Raw genomic sequence first — 17,540 nt, 5'->3', positions numbered from 1 at the left:
CAGGACCAATTTAGTTTTTTTCGTGACTTAAATAAAGTAAAAAGGTGTTTTTCAAAAGCATTACAACAGTCATTGGCCCCACACCACCTGGAACGGGAGTCAAATAACTTGCGACTGTTTTAACTTGAGCAAAATCGACATCTCCAAACACCTTTTTTGAACGAGGATCTTTGATAAATCCAATATCAATTACCACTGCTTGGGGTTTAACCATCGCTTTGGTAATTAAACCTTGATGCCCAACAGCGCTTATCAAAATATCAGCTCTAAGCGTATGACTTGCCAAATCAAGGGTAAATTCATGACAAAAGTCGACACTTGAGCCTTGGTTTAACAACATCATTCCCAACGGTTTACCAACAATATTAGAAGCACCTACGATACAAACGTTTTTACCTTTTAACTCAATCTCATAGGCTTTTAATAATTCAATTACTCCCAAAGGAGTGCAAGGAAAAATTGTTGGCTGGTTTTGCATTAATAACCCTTGGTTTTGGTAGTTAAACCCATCAACATCTTTGCTTGGATCAACCAAACTCATCATTTTAGTCTTGTTTAAATGTGATGGCAGAGGGAACTGTAAAAGAATACCATCCACACTAGAATCAGCATTAAGTGCTTGAATAGTCGTGATTAATGTCCTCTCAGTAACATCTGAGGCAAACTCAAGAAGTTTACTAGTAATTCCTACCCGCGCGCAAGCTTCTTGTTTGTGGTGTACATAAACTTCAGAACTTGGGTCTTTACCAACCATAATAACTACCAAACTTGGCTTTCTACCCTCTCTCAAGTTATTAATTTGAGTTTTTAACTCTGTTTCTAGCTGTTGGGCAAGTTTTTTTCCATCCATTAAAACCATCAAAACTTCTCTTTTCTAACCAATGACAACTTCTTCTTCTAAATAGCCAAACTGTTCGTTACTACTATTTTTAGCAAAGACTAACAAGGTATTAGAAATTCCTAGTTGCCCCATAAACATCACCACAATTATAACAAGTTTAGTTAAAACTCCTAACTGGTACATTTGATCACTGGTTAACGGATTCATTCCTGTAGTTCCAAACGCACTACTGATTAAGACAAATAAACCAACCACTGCTTCATCACCTTTATAAGCAATACTTAGCACTGCATGCGAGTCTGCATAACAAATAACTAGGGCCAGACTGACTAATACCGCTGAAAGGAAAAAGACTCCAAAAGCTCGTTTAACCGTCTCTTCAGGAACTGTTTTTTTAAACGCACTCACCCGAGTTTTCCCACGGGCAATTGAAACAATTCCTAAAATAATAATCGCTAGAGTAGTTGTCCGAATTCCTCCAGCTGTTGATGAGGGTGCCGAACCAATAAACATCAAAATTCCCATGACTGTTTTTGAACCCGAACTAAAATCATTAATGTTAATACTTGAAAATCCCGCGTTCCGAGTAGAAGTGGTATTAAAAATAATATCCATAACCACTTCTCCTAAGGGTTTGGAAGTTGTGATCACAATCGTTTCAGCATCAATGATTCCTAACGGGTTGGTATTAGCAGTATAGTTATTAAAAATTAAAGAGTTACTGCGGTTAGAAAACTCAATTCCAAAAATTGCTAGAGGACCTGCAAAAAACAAAAATAAATAAATCACAAAGTTTAACTTGGTAAATAAAGAAAACGGTACACTTTCACCCTTTCTTCAAGCATTAATCTTGTTTTTAATATCATGGAAGGTTGGATATCCCAATCCCCCAATAATTCATTCCACAATAAAAGTAATCTGAATTAAATAACTAACATTACCACTATGATTATAAGGTTGTAGCGAACCAGAAGACACAATATCAAACCCAGCATTATTAATCGCACTAGTAGAATGAAAAATGCAAAACCATAAAGAACGCACAAAGTTATGATAAGGTGAAGTTAACTCCAACACTTGTCGCTCTCCATTATAAATATAGTTAGTATTAGGATCAGGAACAGTAAAGTAAAAGGCAAAAAACAAAATTGCAGCTCCAATAATTTGTACTGCAGTTAACCATAAAAACCCATCACGAATCATCACCACGGCACTGTTTAAATTACTAGATCCCCGTTCACTTTGTGCCAAAGAAGCATCATTGACTGAAATTTTGCGGTTAATCATTAAATAAAGGATAACTTTAAAGGTTAAAACCCCAATTCCACCCATTTCAATGAGTAAAACAATAATTAATTGTCCTCAAAACGAATAATCATTTGAAGCATCAGCAATATTAATTCCTGTATCAGAAAAAGCTGAACTAGTAGTAAATAGTGAAGTTAAAAAATCTCATTTATAGTTATGGTTTAGCACGACTCCAGGAACTGCTAAAAGAATCATTCCTGCAATGATTGTTACAATATAAATCAAAAAAATGCGGCCACTAATTTTTGAAAGGGGTCACCAGTTCTTTAACTTTAAAAACGCTTTATCCTTTGTAGTTTGTTCTTCAACCTTGGAATTAATTGAAAAAAAACGCTTCAGACTTCGAAAAAAAGAAGCATTAACCTTGTTTTTTTCAAGCGAATGGTCCAGAGGGTTGCTTTTTTTATGAGTTCAAGAAATTTTATGAGGATTGCGCTTTTTTTTCACCGCTTTTTTTTCATTTTGGGAACGGGAATCATCGAATGGTTTCTTAGCCAAGCAAAAGCCTCCTTAGGGGGAAATAAGAAAATTACTTTTATCATTATACAATAACAAAAGTTATATAGGTATAATATAGTGAGAATGTTGAGGTTTGAACCAGTGCCCAGAAAGAAAAATTTTGCGATCCTAGGAGCTTCCAACTTTAGTTTAGTTGTGATTCAAACTTTGCTAGAAAAACGCCAAAAAGTCACCGTGTTTGACAATGACAAACAACGTTTGGACCTGAATTTATCTGATTATGATCAAATTGACAAAGTTATTTTGGATGCGACCAACAAGTCAGCGTTAGAAAAGAATGCGATTAAAAGTTTTGATGGAGTTGTGGTTGGATTTGGAAGTACGATGGAAACTTCTTTAATTACTGTTCTAAACCTTTTAGACTTAGGTGTTAAGAACATTATTTCTCGAGCTCGTGATGAAAGACATCGCCGCATCTTAAAAGCAATTGGACTGGTTGATAACCAAATTATTACCCCTGATGCAATTGCGGGAAACACAGTGGGAAGTCGATTAGTTTATGATATCGATGTCAACATTGATATCCAATCTTCAAGTGATGATTACTTCTCAACTGTAGTGGTAGTAAAAAATCCTAGTGTTTTTAGTCGCACCCTTGATGAGTTAAACTTAGTTAACTCCAAAGACTTTAATATTATTCAAATCCGAAGAGCTGGTAAAGTTTTCCTTCCTGATGAAAATACCATCTTAAAAGAAGATGACATCATTACCTTGTTTGCTGCTTCTAATATTATTAATGATATTGTTAATAAGATTCAAGGAACGCCACCAACTAGCAATGAAACCAGAACTGAAAAAACACCAGTCTAAACTGACTGGTGTTTTTCTATCTTTAAGCTTTAGTTAACAACTTTAAAATAATTTGGTTGGCAAGATCAGGATTAACATTACCTTGAGTTACTTTCATGAGTTGTCCCATTAAAGTTTTTAATACCCGTTCAGGACGAAGTGAATATTGTTCGACCACACTTTGATTTTGAGCAATGATTGGAGTTAACAACGCTTCAATTTCCTTAGAATCATTGATAAGTTTTAAGTTTAATTCTTCAACAATTACTTCTGGCATCTTTTGATCATCAACTAAAATCATTTCTAAAATAGTTTTAGCATGTTTAGAAGAAATCACTCCTTGGTTTAATAACTTCACCATTGAAGCTAAATTAGCTGGGGTTAACTTAATCTGGTTGATTTCTTGGTTTTGCTCGTTTAAAAACGCCATTACTTCTCCAGTAAGATAATTACTAATTTTAATTGGATCGTTTACTAATGCTAAAGTTGCTTCAAAAAAGTTAGCTAAAGCAAGCGAACTCATTAAGGTATTAATAGTCTCTGCACTTAACCCCATTTCTTCATAACGATCACGTTTTTTGCTAGCTAATTCTGGAGCATTGCTAATGATTTCTTCAATTCATTGCTCATCAAGTTGGATTGGTGATAGGTTTGGTTCAGTAAAGTAACGATAATCTAAAGCATCAGCTTTTGACCGCATTGAGACTGTAGTTTGACTTTGTTCATCAAACCTACGAGTTTCTTGTTCAACCACAAGGTTTTGAACTAGCAAAGCACTTTGTCGTTTCACTTCAAATTCAATTGCTTTTTTAACGTTCGCTAACGAGTTCAGGTTTTTCACTTCCACTTTATGAGAATATTTTTCTGAACCGATAGGACGTAGCGAAACATTAACATCACATCGCAATGACCCTTCACTCATCTTGACATCACTGACTCCCAAAAATAAAAGTGTTTCTCGTAATTTTTCCACATAAGCAACTGCTTCTTGAGCACTTCTCAAGACTGGATGCGTGACAATTTCAATTAACCCAATTCCACTACGATTATAGTCAATCAAAGTGAGGTTTTGACTGTGTTTTTGTTGAGCAGTATCTTCTTCAATATGTAAACGTTGAATCGCAATTTTTTTGTTTGAATCGGGATCTAAACTAATTTCTAACCACCCGTCTTGACCGATTGGGTTAAATTGTTGGGTAATTTGAAAACCCTTAACTAAATCAGGATAAAAATAATTCTTCCGGTCAAAGGTTAATAACGAGTCAATCTTCATGTTCAAAGCATGAGCAGCTAAAATTGCTAACCTCACTCCTTCTTGATTAACACTTGGTAATGCTCCAGGATAACCTAAATCAACTTCACTTACCTGACTGTTGGGAGTTTGACCAAAACCAACCAGACCAGGGCCAAACATCTTTGATTTTGTTTTCAACTCAACATGGTTTTCAATCCCGATAATTACTTCAAAATTATTCATGATCTAAAACCTGACTTTCTAGTTGTTTAATCATTGTTTCTAAATATTTCGCCCCTTGAAACATCTTTAAATCTTCACAAGCAGCAGCATTAACATTAATCCCAATTGGCATCTTGTTGTGATCAACAACAAAAGGAATCGTAATTGAAGGAATTCCACTAAAGTTTCCTAACGTTAAAATGTCATCAATGTATTCAGTTTGGTTATTTTGGTTGTCATCAAACTCTTGTCCATTACCAATTAAAGGAGCAACAGTTTGTGAAGGTGGAATAATTAACAAATCACATTCTTGAAAAACCTGATTGATTTCTTCACAAATCAAGCGGCGCACCTTCTTTGCTTTGTGCAAATAAATTTCCTGGTTTTCTTTTTGTAAATTTAAAGAACCAATTAAAAACCGACGTTTAACAACACTACCAAAATTAGTAGTTCTGGTGTTTTTCATCACCGCTTCTCACCGATCCCCCTCCACTCTAGTACCAAAATTAATCCCCGCCAAGTTAGCATTACTAGAAACTGCTTCTGAAAAAGAAATCATCATATAAACTGGTGATAAGGCTTCAAGTAAAGGTTGTGAAAACTCTAAAGGTTTAACCATTACCCCATTCTTTTTTAACAAAGCATAAAGTTCATCGTATTTCTTTTTTAAATTAGGTGGTAAAAAGTTGTGAACATTAGTCAAATAACCAAAAGTTAATTGTTTATCAAAGTTATTTAAGTTTTGATAAAACCCTTTCTTTTCTACTGCTAAGGAAGTAAAGTCTGCAGGATCAAATTCGACTAACACATCAGCTACAATCGCACTATCTTCAATTGTTTTTGCCAAAACACCTGGGTGATCTAAACTAGGAGAATAAGGCAGCATTCCATAACGCGAAATTGCTCCATAGGTTGGTTTATAGCCAACAATACCAGCAAAAGAAGCTGGTCTACGAATTGAATCACCTGTATCACTTCCCAAAGCAAAAGGAACAATTCCTTTTGCTACTCCATAAGCAGAACCAGAACTTGACCCACCCACTAAGTGCTTTTTATTTAACGGGTTAGGCACAGTTCCAAATGCTGATGAAGTTCCTGTTCCTCCCATTCCTAATTCATCAAGGTTACTCTTTCCGCTCATCAGCGCCTGCTGATTGTTTAAAAGATTAATCACAGTTGCATTAAAGGGAGGAATATAATTTTTTAAAATTGCTGAACCACCAGTAGTTGTTAAACCTTTAGTGGAAAAGTTGTCTTTGGCAAAATAAGGAATCCCTGCTAAAAGGTTTTGTCGATCAACTCCTTGTTGATCAATTTGTTGAGCGACACTTTTCATTTTTGTTTCATCAAATGCTAACAAAAAGTTGTCTTTTTTATCGGTTTTAATCATCATCAAGACTTCTTCAACAATTTTAGTAGCAGTTGTAGTTTTATTTACTAACTCTTCGTGAAGTTGCACAATCGTTTTATTTTGAATACTCATTTTATTTCACCACCCTAACCATTGTCACATAATCTCCTTCATGACTTGGAGCATTCTCTAATACCGCACTTTGATCGATGGTTTTAGTTTCTTCATCACTTCGCAGATAGCTATGAACTTGATCAAAAGGATAATATTGAGCTTGAATGTCATCAGTATTAATACTTAATACCTTCAAAAACTTTTCTCTTAAACTTGATTCAATTCGCTTAATTTCTCTAACGTCGTCAGGTTTTAATTCAATCATAATGTCATCACCTAACTTCTTAAGATATTCATCACTTAACTCCTTTTGTGGTGAATTAAAAACAAAGTTAAAGGTTAGGGTTGTTTTTCTAGTTTCTTGGTTTAAAACTAAAGCATGATCTAGCAAACTAACTTCATATTTTGCTAAATTCTGGTCAACAAATACCATCAAATCATCAACATTACTAAATGTTTGATAAATTGTATCGCCAGTTTCCTTCAAAGAAACTGCAATAACATCCCAATGGTTATTTTTAATTATTTCAGTAATTTTTTTCTTCATTGCGTTCTCCTCTATTTAATTAACTCGTTAAACTCTGCTTCAGTTAAAATTTTAACCCCTAACTCTTGGGCTTTGTTAAATTTTGAACCTGCCATTTCTCCTGCTAACAGATAACTAGTTTTAGCTGAAACACTACTACTAGTTTTCCCTCCTCGAGCTTGGATTATTGCTTCAAAATATTGGCGAGGATGAGAAAGAGTACCAGTAATCACCCAAGTTTGACCAGTCAAAGTTTGGGGAATAACTGGAGAATTATCAAAGTAGTCAAAATTCAAACCATGCTCTTTCAAAGCCTGAATCACGTGTTGGTTTCTGGTTTCATTAAACCAATCAACCAAGGATTCGGCAACAACTTCACCAACCCCCTCAATCAAAGCAAAAGCTTCACTTGAAGTTTGCATCAACGTATCAAGATTACGAAATTCCTTAGCAAGAATCAGGGCAGTTTTGTTACCAATATGGCGAATTCCTAAACCAAACAAAACCCTTTCCAACGAATTTTGTTTTGATTTCTCAATTGATGCTAAAAGGTTGTCGACTTTTTTTTGACCAAACTTATCTAAAGCAAGCAGTTGGTCAACTTTATCTTTTAATTCATAAATCCCGACCACATCTGTTAAGATTTCATTTTCATATAATTGCACCACAATCATTTCTCCCAATCCCACAATGTTTTGAGCTCCACGAGAAGCAAAGTGTTCAATACTTCTTTTAATTTGTGCTGGACAATCAATGTTAATGCAATACTGGTCGACTTCACCAGTGTTTTTTTCCAACAAACTGTCACAAACAGGACAATGAGTTAAAGGGACAAACACTGGTAGGTTAGCATAAGTTTTACCTTTACTAATACTAATTACTTCTGGAATGATATCTCCAGCCTTTTTAACTTTAACTTTACCCCCAACCCTTAAATCAAGACTTTGAATAAATTGGGCATTGTTTAAAGTTGCAGCACCAACATTTGTTCCTGCTAATTGCACAGGATTCAGTTTGGCATTATAAGTAATTTTTCCTGTTCGCCCCACAGTTCCATAAATATCTAATAGTGTAGTTTCTTTTACTTCAGCAGGAAACTTATAAGCAATCGCTCATTTAGGTACTTTAGCAGTGTAACCAATCTCATCATATAAATTAAAGTCATTATACTTTAAAACAATTCCATCAATCTCGTATGGCAAGTTATTTCTTTTATCACTATATTCTTGAATATAAGTTTTAACTTCAGTCAAGTTCTGACACAACTTACCCTCAGGATTAGTAGGAAAACCAAGTGTTTTTAAATGAGCGATTGCTTCGCTTTGACTCGCCACTTTTTGATCACCATAATAATAGTAAATAAAAGCACTTAGGTGACGATTGCGAACAATTTTGGGATCAAGTTGGCGTAAAGTACCAGCAGCAGCGTTACGAGGGTTGGCAAATAAGGGCTCATCATTTAATAAGCGGTGGTGGTTTAACTTTTCAAATTCAGCTTTTGGTAAATAAACTTCTCCCCGAACTTCTACATGACCTTTCTGAGGAATTGTTAATGGAATTGCTGCAATTTGACGAACATTGTTAGTCACGTTTTCACCAATTTTTCCATCCCCTCTAGTAGCTGCAGTTACTAACCGCCCTTCTTCATAAATTAAAGCAATTGAAAGTCCATCGATCTTGAGTTCAGCAAAGTAAGGATTATCAATTTGGTTGCTAACTTTACTGATTTGTTGGTTAAACTTTTCAAGCTCTTCTACAGAAAAAGCATCACCCAAAGACATCATTGCCTGAGTATGATGATACTTACTAAATCCTGAAGCCACAGCCCCACCAATTAACTGACTTGGTGAATCTTCACTGATCAGTTCAGGATACTGTTCTTCTAAAGCCAACAGAGTTTGCATCGCTTGATCATACTCAGCATCATCAACACTAGGAGTATCATTTTCATAATACTCTTGTCCCCATTGAATTAATTTTGTTTTTAACAAGTTATATCGATCAAGAATTTTTTTATCCATTCTTAAAACCTCACAATAGTAATATTATACTTTGATTAATCACGAAAGAAAAAAGGGATTGCCATCCCTTTTACCTTAAAGAAGCAATTTATTCATCTTCATCGTTTTTTAGTTTATAAACTTTAGGACGAAAGACTTCATCAATCTCATTCATCCGCTCTAAATCGTACTCCTCTTGTTGAATGGTTGTAGAAAGTTCACTATAAACTAAATTGTTATTCCCGATTTTAGCAACATCAACATTTGCTTGAGTTAAGCGTTTATAGCGCGATTCATTCTTGGTTCGGGCCACAATCTGTTTGACAATCGGAAGCATTAAAATTAATAAGACTGCCACTTTTGGTCGCATCGAGAGGGCACAAATAATAACAACGACTAAATCACCAGCAATGACAAGTAAAATCACCACAATCAAGGATCACAAACTTTTCATCTCACCAATCGGATAAAGCGTTTGAAACAAGAACAAGTTTCCAACCACTCCTAATGACACGGGAATAGCAAACGCCAACAAGTTAGGAATAATATAGTGTAAGTTAGCATTATAAGTACCATTCTTTCAGTTTTCTACTCATAAATACCCATATAGTGCTGCCATAAACACAATCTTGGTACTATAAAAAATCAGTAAAGTGTCCCGAATAAAATAATCACCAGTTTGGGGAACAGAAAAAATCAAGGAGAGAGCCGTGGCAAAAACAATATAAAGGATTGCAATAATCGTAGTTGGTTTAGAAACCTGTTCAGAACGTTCTTTAGCTTCAACCAAGGTAAATTGTCCTTGAATTAAAAGAATAAACGCAGTAGAAGTGGCATAAATAATCGAAAACGATGGTCCTTTAAACATAAACTGATAAGCATTTTCTAATGCTGCTAGGTTCAAACTTAAAACCGCTTGACTAGCATTAGTAGTAACACTTTCAAAATCTTTATTCACCATTGGTCCGTACAAGGCTGAAACCAAATAAGGACTAAGTATAGACATAAGTACAAACGTAAACGCAGAAACCGCATACAAATAGAGTTCATACTTAGAGTATGATTCCCAGTACAACCGTCCGTCTTTAACAATGACACTAACAAAATATTCACGAAACGAAGTAATAAAGTTAGTCATAATCAAACGAGTATTAACCCCGATTAATAAGTATAAAGAAAGCATTGATGAAGTTCTCAACCCATACCCTCCCAAAACAATCATTACTAAAAAAATATCAGTGTTAAACAATAAGGTTCTTCCTAACGAAATTGAAAACATTTTTGCTGATGACTTCTTGAGTTGAAAATTATCAAAATCAGGATAAAACTTTAACCATTCGTAATTCCGTTTAACATAAATCATAATTAGCAACCCTCGTAAGGGTCCATATCCTAAAAGAATCATGAACGGAAAAATCGGATTAATTGGTAAATCGCCCTTAGTAGTAATGTTTAATAAGTAAAAGAGGACGCCATAAATCACTAAATCAGTGAACAAAATAATTACTCTTCTGGTTCCGTTTTGTTGGTCAGCTTGAATAATGTTTTCATACGCGCCAAAAAAACCAGCACTAATAATGTTTTTTACGCCAAAAAATAAAAAGATAAAGATTAGTTCAAAAAAAGGTACGGTCATAAACTGTACTTTTCCTTGGGTTAAAACCATTGAAAAGTTAATCTCCCCACTACCCTTAACCAGCACAGGCGAAATTACAATTCACAAAGGATAAAGAACTGAAAGTAAAACAATAATCACTGTGTTGGTAATCATTCCATTAGAATAACGTTTTTTACTAGTAGAAAAGATTTCATTAGCAGTAATAAAGTCATTGTTCTGTAAAGGTTTCATTAAAAGAACAACAGTCGAAACTCCTAAGGCTCCTTCAGTTGTGCCTCCAACTGTTGTAAGCGCTGCAGAAAGACGAATAAATCCGTTGAATTCTGTCCCATAGGCTTTCAAAATTCAATAAATCATCATAAATTGAATAATCGCATTAATTAAAGAAATTGAAGCCCCGATTAGGGTTCCAGTGAAATTTTGGTGGTTCTGTTTCTTGGATCTTTGCAAATGCAAATTATCATTGGCATTCTGTTCTTGTTGACTCATCACACCCTCCTTTTTAACACTTCACTTAATTAAAGTTTTGATCTATTTCTATTATTCTCTCATTTAAATACAATAATGGTTCATTTAAACCGTGAAAAATAATTTTGTATGCCTTTAAAAAAATCATTCTTTGGTTATTAATCTTCTTTCCTTGATAACGAAAATCATTAATAATTGGAAAACCATAATAAGCAAGCGTTGCCCGAATTTGGTGTTTTCTTCCCGTTTTTAAACTAGCTTCGACGACACTAAAATCTTTATTTTGGCTAATTAATTTAAACTGAGTGTGGCACGGTTTCATCCGGGCATCACTTTCTTTAGGACTAAAAACTGATTTTTGCGCTTCAGAGTCATAATAAACATAACCAGGAGCATCTAAAAACTCTTGAAAACCTGGAGCAGTATGTAAAACATACTGTTTTTCAATGGTGGTCTTAATAGCACTTAACAACTGGGTTAGGGCGGGTTTATTTTTAGCATAAATTACTAAACCACCAGTTAATTTATCCAACCGGTGGACATGACTAACAACAAAACTTTGTTCTTGACCAGGATCGTATTGGTGATGGTCAACTAAATAACTTCGCACCATTGCATCTAAAGATAAGTTAAACTCAGAATGAACTTCAATATTAAATGGTTTATTGACCACTAAAATATTTTCATCACTATAGACCACTTCTAATAAAGAATAATCTACTTGCTTAAACTCTGTTCTTTTTAGGGGTTGGTTTGTGTCATAAACAACCACCACATCACCCGCCTTCAACTGGAGTTTTTGGTCATTAATCCGGTGGTTATTCACCTTAATTTCTTTCTTTCTAAACCACTTATAGATTACTGATAAGGGAGTAGTTTGATAAACCTTCTTTAAAAAGTTGAAGACACTCTGATTAGCATCGTTTTCTTTAATAATAAATTCTTGCATGATAACTCCTAAAACTTTTGACTAAACATCACAATCAAGACAATTAAATTATAAGTGGCATGGGTTAGCCAATTATAAGTTACATTTCCCCGACTGATAAGAAAAATACTCCCCAAAATTAACCCAGCTAAAACATAGTTTAAAATGTGCTCAACATCCCCAGTTTGGGTATGAAGAATCCCAAAAAACAACGCGGTAGTGATTAAACCTAAGGTTTTGTTTCCAACTCCTGCAAACCATGCGTTTCTTGTCGCAATTTCTTCACATAAAGGTGCCACAAGAATCGTCAAAACAAAGAGAGAAAATGCATAAAAAATCCGGTAGACAAGAGGGCGTCCAGTTTCAAGTCCATCTTCTAAACCTTGCTGATTATTCGATTGGTTATTAAGGGACAAGGGGGTATTTTTAAAAATTGCTTGATAAGCACCCTGAACTAAACCAAAAAATACTGCTGCACTAATAATCACAACAATTAAAACCATCACCCAATTTTCTTTTAAAGTAGTTAGAATTCGGTTTTTTAGATTAGTAGTGTAATGAAATGCCAAGTATAAAACAAGTACTTCAGCAAGAATTTGAGTTCAGATTGTTAAAAACGGAGCAATAGGAGAATTATTATCAACTCCTGCCAATGAGGCAATTAAGATTATGACAAACGAAATCAAGTTTGGCACTATAATAAAACAATAAAAAACAAAAGTTCCTGACCTTAAAAATAATTGTTTATCACGTTGATAAAACTGATAAAAACCAACTGTTGATGAAACTAAAGTGATTGCTCAATAAATTAGTTGTAAATAACTGTTGCCGATAACCGAAGCATCAGTACTCATTTTCAAAGCAAAACGGAAAATAAATAAGAAGAGAAACGGAATCAACAAAGCAGTGGTTAAAAAAATCATTCCTTCAGTTTTTCAAGAATAAAGATAAAACCGATAAGAATAATCTTGATTAACCTTGCGCAAAGGAAGTTGTAATTTTGCTAAAAAGGGTTTGAGATAATTATTAAACCCAGTATTAAAAAATGACTTCATTATCCACTCCCCCTCTTTTTGTTTTAATCAAAAATAAACTCAATAATTACAAGGACATTTTAAATTGATCCTTGCTAACTTAAAACTAACTTTCCTGCTTATTTTATCATTATTTGATTATTTCTTGATTTTGAGAATAAAAAAGGCCTTTAAAAGGCGCTTTCTACTCAGTAAGGTTTAACCGATTAACCCAGTATCAGTCATTACTTTTTTAATTCCTGCTAATGCTTGTTCTTCATCAGGACCATCAGCTTCAATCACTACTTCTTGACCACTTTTAATAGCCATAGCCATCACGTTCATGATTGATTTTAAATTACCATTTTTTCCATCAACACTGATTTTGATATCAGCTTCGTATTTAGAGGCTTCCTTCGCTAGTTGAGAAGCAGGACGAGCGTGTAAACCAACTTTATCAACAATTGTTGCGTTAAATTTTTGTGCCATTTTGAAATCTCCATTCCTTTTAAACTAATTTTATTATAGCATTTAGCAATTAAAATGATTTTTTAAACCACCTTTTTAATTGCGACAGAATTAATCGGGATAATTTTAATCCCGTAGCTTGGATTATTAAACGCAATTTGGTACTGGTTGTTATTCACAATTTTAACAACCACTCCTTGACCAAACATCACATGTTCGATTACATCGCCCACTTTTAAAAGATCAGAATTTGAATTTGCAACTTGAGAGTTGGTGCGACTTTTATTATCTGATTGACTAAAAGTGCGACTATAAGCATTTGTTAATGGTAGTGATAGTGGTTGTTCAAGTTCGTATAAATCTGGATTTAATTCCTTAATAAAACGCGAAGGTTCTAAAGAACGATTGGTAATAAATGAATATTCACCATTAACATAAGTTAGGTACAATCGTTCTTTAGCACGAGTCATACCCACATACATCGCACGACGCTCTTCTTCTAAAGCAGCAGGATTACCAATTGTACGATTAGAAGGGAAAATTCCACTACTATTCCCAGTGACAAAGACAACTTTATTTTCCAAACCTTTAGCAGCGTGAATCGTCAGTAAGGTAACTTTATTAGCTACTCCGCTTTCATCATCACTTCCCAAAGCTTCTTCTTGTAAAAACGCTAATGTTTGGTTTGTTTCGTTATAGAATTGGGGATCAAACTGGTCATGAAAGTGTTTTAATTGGTCATAAAAAGCGTTTAAATTTTCGATGTCCTCGTCATTTTTTGCCAAGGTTTTCACTCTTGATTCATATCCAGATTGAATTAATAAGAAGCGGAGCAATTCATCAACAGGGAGATTTTCTTGAAATTTGGCTTGCCCTTTACTTAACAAGTCACTAATTCCGATTAAATGTTTACTAATTTGTGCTGCTTCTTGATCATGAACAGTCAACAAAGTAAAGATTGACATGTCATTAACTGTTGCATAATTAATTAACTTGCTAATCGTTACTTCACCAATTTTTGGCGTTGCGCGTAGGATCCGTTCTACAGAGATATTATCGTTCAAAGCCACCGCCTTTAAATAAGCAACCGCATCTTTAATCACCTTACGATCCCTAAACTTAATCCCCCCGATTAACTGGTAAGGAAGATGGTTATTATCAAAAACATGTTCAAATTCTCTTGACCAAGCATTCATCCGGTATAAAACAAAGAAATCACTGTATTCATACTGTTTTTCTTTCATCAGTTTTTTAATTGTTTTAGCAACATATTCTGCTTCACTATTTTGTGTGGTTACTTCATGAACAGTCACTGTTACTCCCGTGACGTCTGTATAAATATCTTTTTTTTCTCGGTTGAAATTATTATCAATAAAATCATTGGCTAAATCTAAAATTTGTTTAGTAGAGCGGTAGTTACGATCTAAAATAATCGTCTTGGCTTTGGGAAAATTCTTTTCAAAGTCTAAAATAATTTCTACTCTAGCTCCCCGTCATGTATAAATGGTTTGGTCAGGATCGCCAACCACAGTCAAGCCAGGATTAGTTTTTCTTAGCATCTTGATTAGAGAAAATTGTAATTCATTAGTATCTTGAAATTCATCAACTAAAACATGGTCAAACCGATCGGCTCACTTTTGTCTGGTTTGTTCATCAGTGGTAAATAGCTGATACGTCTTTAGTTGCAAATCATTAAAATCAACATAATTATTTTCTTGTAAATACTTTTCATAAACTTGGTAGACTAAACTAAAATCTTTTTCTTGCTCATCAACTGAAGTTTTTTGTGCTTCAGCAGCATCCATAAAGTTAGTTTTTCAAGCTTCAATCATTTCTAAAGCAGCATTTTCTGCGCGAGGATAATTCTTTTGATCAATACCCAAATCTTTAATAGTTCTCCGAATTAGCGTACGTTGATCAGCAGTATCAATAATCGAAAAAGGATTCTTTAACCCAATTACTTCTCCATCTTCACGTAATACTCGGTAACAAAAAGAGTGAAATGTTGCAATAAAAGGATTAATTCTTTGGTCATTGCCCAAAATTACTTCCACCCGATTGCGCATTTCTTTAGCAGCTTTGTTTGTGAAAGTTAAAGCTAAAATTCTCCAGCTAGGAATGTTAAGATTATTAACCAAATAGGCAATCTTCATTGTAATTACCCGAGTTTTCCCCGAACCTGCTCCTGCAATTATTCGCAACGGTCCATCATTATAAACCACTGCTGCTAATTGGTGAGAATTCAAGTGCTCCAATTCTTGGTTAAAATCAATCATCCTATTTTCCTCATTCTTTCTCATTCTCTTTGTCATTGTAAATTAATTTGACAGACTTTTTCTGCTTCAAGTGAGGGGTTTTGGTCGAATCAAGTCGATCTAAATCACTTAACGAAATAATTTTCTCATGTTCTTTTTGGGGCGAAGAGGTTAATTCTGCTAAAGTTTTCATATCAAAATTAGCAGGCAATTCACTTAAAGCAATGTGGGCATCATCTCTTTTTAAAGTTGTGTTTTTATATTCTTGATGGACTTGGTTTAATGGTTCTTTATTGACCACATATAAATTAAACTTAATGTCAAGACCACTTTGGTGCAAGGGTTGAACCTTGATTGTTAAACACAAAAAGAAGAACCAAAGAAAATAGAACAAATACCCTAACTGATAGATTAGATAAGCTCCAGAATTAGCACTTCCTTCTTGGTCACGATTATCAGGAGAATGGACAGTAATTATTACTAAAGCAACAATAAAAAAAATTAACGCCACCACTCAAGGAATCAACATGAAAAACGCTTCTCGCACTAAAAGCATGTAAAAACGAACTGTTTGGTTTTCTCCCTTATGTTTTAAGCGAATTTTAAAAATTAGTTTACCAAAAGTGTTACCGTGAAAAGCAGTAGGTAAAATCACAAAGTACAAAACCATCATCCCTAACCCAACACTAAGATTAATTGTTGCTCCAATTCAATTACCAACTACCCGATCTTTTAGAACCGCTACTAAAACAAATCCTGGAATCGCAGAAATAACAATATCAAAAACCCGAGCAAAAAAAACCCGATAAACGTTGGCTAACTGGTATAAAGAAGGCTTTTGTTCTGGTTTAACTTCGCAAGAAAGTTCATAACTTGTTGACTTTATTTCATTACTCATTATTAATAATCTTAACGATTTTTTTTAAGTTCTGTTTTAATAAAACTATTAAAATTTTCAAAGTCACCATTAAATTGTGAATGCTTAGCTTCTTTAAAAATTGGGTTGGTGCGAACAAATAAATCAATTCGTCCTTCGTATTTGTCTCTAACAAAAATTAACGCTTTTTTGTACAAAGTTTTGTTTTTAAAACGTTTAATCAAGCCCAAGAAGTTAGCATAAAGATTATAAAATTGCGCATAAGTAATTTCATCTCTCATAGTTTTATAAATTCCCATACGCCGATAATTATTTAAAATGTGAGGTCATTGGTTCGTCACATCAAAAACTGAATAACGAGGAATCGAAACCGTATTAGTTAAGAGATTGGCTCCTAAATTATAGAAACTATCACTTTTGGCTAAAACATCGTATAAAAATAAAGCGTCATAACGAACTCGAGGTTTGAACTTAATTTCATCATCAATTAACAAACTGGTGCGAAAAGCTTTATTATAAATTGTGGCATCGACATAAGCAAAAACCTCTTTATTTTCGCTTAAATCATAAAGATAATCTTCAATTAAAACTGAAGGAGTCTTTTCCACTTCGTATAACCCAATCAACTTGCGTTGAAATTGAATCACATCAACAGCTTTATTAGTTGCTTTTTGACTTACTTTTTTAATCGTTTCTACTGTGGATGGATTCAAGACATCGCCTTCTTTGACAAACACGACATAAGTTCCTCGAGCTAAACTTACTCCTAAATTTCAGTTAAAAGCATCGCTTTGGGGTTTTGAATTATCAACCAAAACTAAACGTTTATTCTTGATAAAAAGCGCTCCTAGCGCATCGTGTTCCTCTTTAGAAATTGATGGATTATCGTTAATCAAAATCACTTCATAGTCAATTGAAGTTTGTTGATCAAGCGAAGTCAACGTTTTTAATACGCGGTTATCCTCTTTTTGAGTGGTAGAAATAACAAAAGAAATAAGCATAACAATAT

At 34.2% G+C, this 17,540-nt stretch carries 14 protein-coding genes; 1 reads left to right on the top strand and 13 read right to left on the bottom strand.

Annotated elements, in window-relative coordinates; genetic code table 4:
- Window positions 1-10 precede the first annotated feature (10 nt).
- Both LD125_RS00380 and LD125_RS00375 read right to left on the bottom strand, forming a co-directional pair.
- On the bottom strand, window positions 11-859 hold the full coding sequence (locus LD125_RS00380) for a bifunctional 5,10-methylenetetrahydrofolate dehydrogenase/5,10-methenyltetrahydrofolate cyclohydrolase (protein ID WP_250137655.1): 849 nt from the start codon (window positions 857-859) through the stop codon (window positions 11-13).
- A gap of 15 nt (window positions 860-874) precedes the next feature.
- Entirely contained in the window at window positions 875-2,647 is a 1,773-nt protein-coding gene (locus LD125_RS00375; protein WP_250136526.1) for a TrkH family potassium uptake protein, read from the bottom strand.
- An 84-nt stretch (window positions 2,648-2,731) separates the two neighbouring features.
- Here LD125_RS00375 and LD125_RS00370 point away from each other — a divergent pair, with 84 nt between their 5' ends.
- Window positions 2,732-3,478: a potassium channel family protein gene (locus tag LD125_RS00370; protein ID WP_250137656.1), complete on the top strand. Its 747-nt coding sequence runs from the start codon at window positions 2,732-2,734 to the stop codon at window positions 3,476-3,478.
- Between the two features lie 22 nt (window positions 3,479-3,500).
- On the opposite strand, the gene gatB is transcribed toward LD125_RS00370, so the two are convergent.
- The 11 genes from gatB to LD125_RS00315 all read right to left on the bottom strand — a co-directional run bounded on the left by gatB (window position 3,501) and on the right by LD125_RS00315 (window position 17,532).
- Window positions 3,501-4,934: an Asp-tRNA(Asn)/Glu-tRNA(Gln) amidotransferase subunit GatB gene (gene gatB / locus LD125_RS00365; protein ID WP_250137657.1), complete on the bottom strand. Its 1,434-nt coding sequence runs from the start codon at window positions 4,932-4,934 to the stop codon at window positions 3,501-3,503.
- Window positions 4,927-6,396, bottom strand: coding sequence for an amidase family protein (locus tag LD125_RS00360; protein ID WP_250137658.1), 1,470 nt, complete (start codon window positions 6,394-6,396; stop codon window positions 4,927-4,929). Before LD125_RS00360 ends, gatB begins: the two co-directional genes overlap by 8 nt.
- A gap of 1 nt (window position 6,397) precedes the next feature.
- Window positions 6,398-6,925, bottom strand: a complete 528-nt coding sequence (locus tag LD125_RS00355) for an Asp-tRNA(Asn)/Glu-tRNA(Gln) amidotransferase subunit GatC (protein WP_250136530.1) — start codon at window positions 6,923-6,925, stop codon at window positions 6,398-6,400.
- An 11-nt stretch (window positions 6,926-6,936) separates the two neighbouring features.
- Entirely contained in the window at window positions 6,937-8,925 is a 1,989-nt protein-coding gene (ligA, locus tag LD125_RS00350; protein WP_250137659.1) for an NAD-dependent DNA ligase LigA, read from the bottom strand.
- Between the two features lie 88 nt (window positions 8,926-9,013).
- The gene (locus LD125_RS00345) at window positions 9,014-11,011 is read right to left on the bottom strand and encodes a hypothetical protein (protein ID WP_250137660.1); all 1,998 of its coding nucleotides are present in this window, start codon (window positions 11,009-11,011) and stop codon (window positions 9,014-9,016) included.
- Window positions 11,012-11,036: 25 nt separating this feature from the next.
- Window positions 11,037-11,939 (bottom strand): pseudouridine synthase, encoded by a 903-nt coding sequence (locus tag LD125_RS00340; RefSeq protein ID WP_250137661.1) that lies wholly within the window; start codon window positions 11,937-11,939, stop codon window positions 11,037-11,039.
- An 8-nt stretch (window positions 11,940-11,947) separates the two neighbouring features.
- Window positions 11,948-12,973 carry a CPBP family intramembrane glutamic endopeptidase gene (locus tag LD125_RS00335; protein WP_250136534.1) on the bottom strand — a complete coding sequence of 342 codons (1,026 nt, stop codon included), beginning with the start codon at window positions 12,971-12,973 and terminating at the stop codon, window positions 11,948-11,950.
- 177 nt (window positions 12,974-13,150) lie between these two features.
- Window positions 13,151-13,420, bottom strand: a complete 270-nt coding sequence (locus LD125_RS00330; RefSeq protein WP_250137322.1) for an HPr family phosphocarrier protein — start codon at window positions 13,418-13,420, stop codon at window positions 13,151-13,153.
- A gap of 62 nt (window positions 13,421-13,482) precedes the next feature.
- Window positions 13,483-15,675: an ATP-dependent helicase gene (locus LD125_RS00325; RefSeq protein ID WP_250137662.1), complete on the bottom strand. Its 2,193-nt coding sequence runs from the start codon at window positions 15,673-15,675 to the stop codon at window positions 13,483-13,485.
- Window position 15,676: 1 nt separating this feature from the next.
- Complete coding sequence (locus LD125_RS00320) at window positions 15,677-16,552, bottom strand: RDD family protein (protein ID WP_250137663.1); 876 nt, start codon at window positions 16,550-16,552, stop codon at window positions 15,677-15,679.
- An 11-nt stretch (window positions 16,553-16,563) separates the two neighbouring features.
- On the bottom strand, window positions 16,564-17,532 hold the full coding sequence (locus tag LD125_RS00315; RefSeq protein ID WP_250137320.1) for a glycosyltransferase family 2 protein: 969 nt from the start codon (window positions 17,530-17,532) through the stop codon (window positions 16,564-16,566).
- Window positions 17,533-17,540: the final 8 nt, after the last annotated feature.

Origin of the sequence: Mesoplasma sp. JKS002658 (assembly GCF_023566355.1) — a bacterium.
GTDB classification, from domain to species: Bacteria; Bacillota_I; Bacilli_A; order Mycoplasmatales; family Mycoplasmataceae; genus Edwardiiplasma; species Edwardiiplasma whartonense.
Note: the sequence above shows the minus strand (reverse complement) of the source record. Positions and strands in the feature narration are given on the sequence as shown.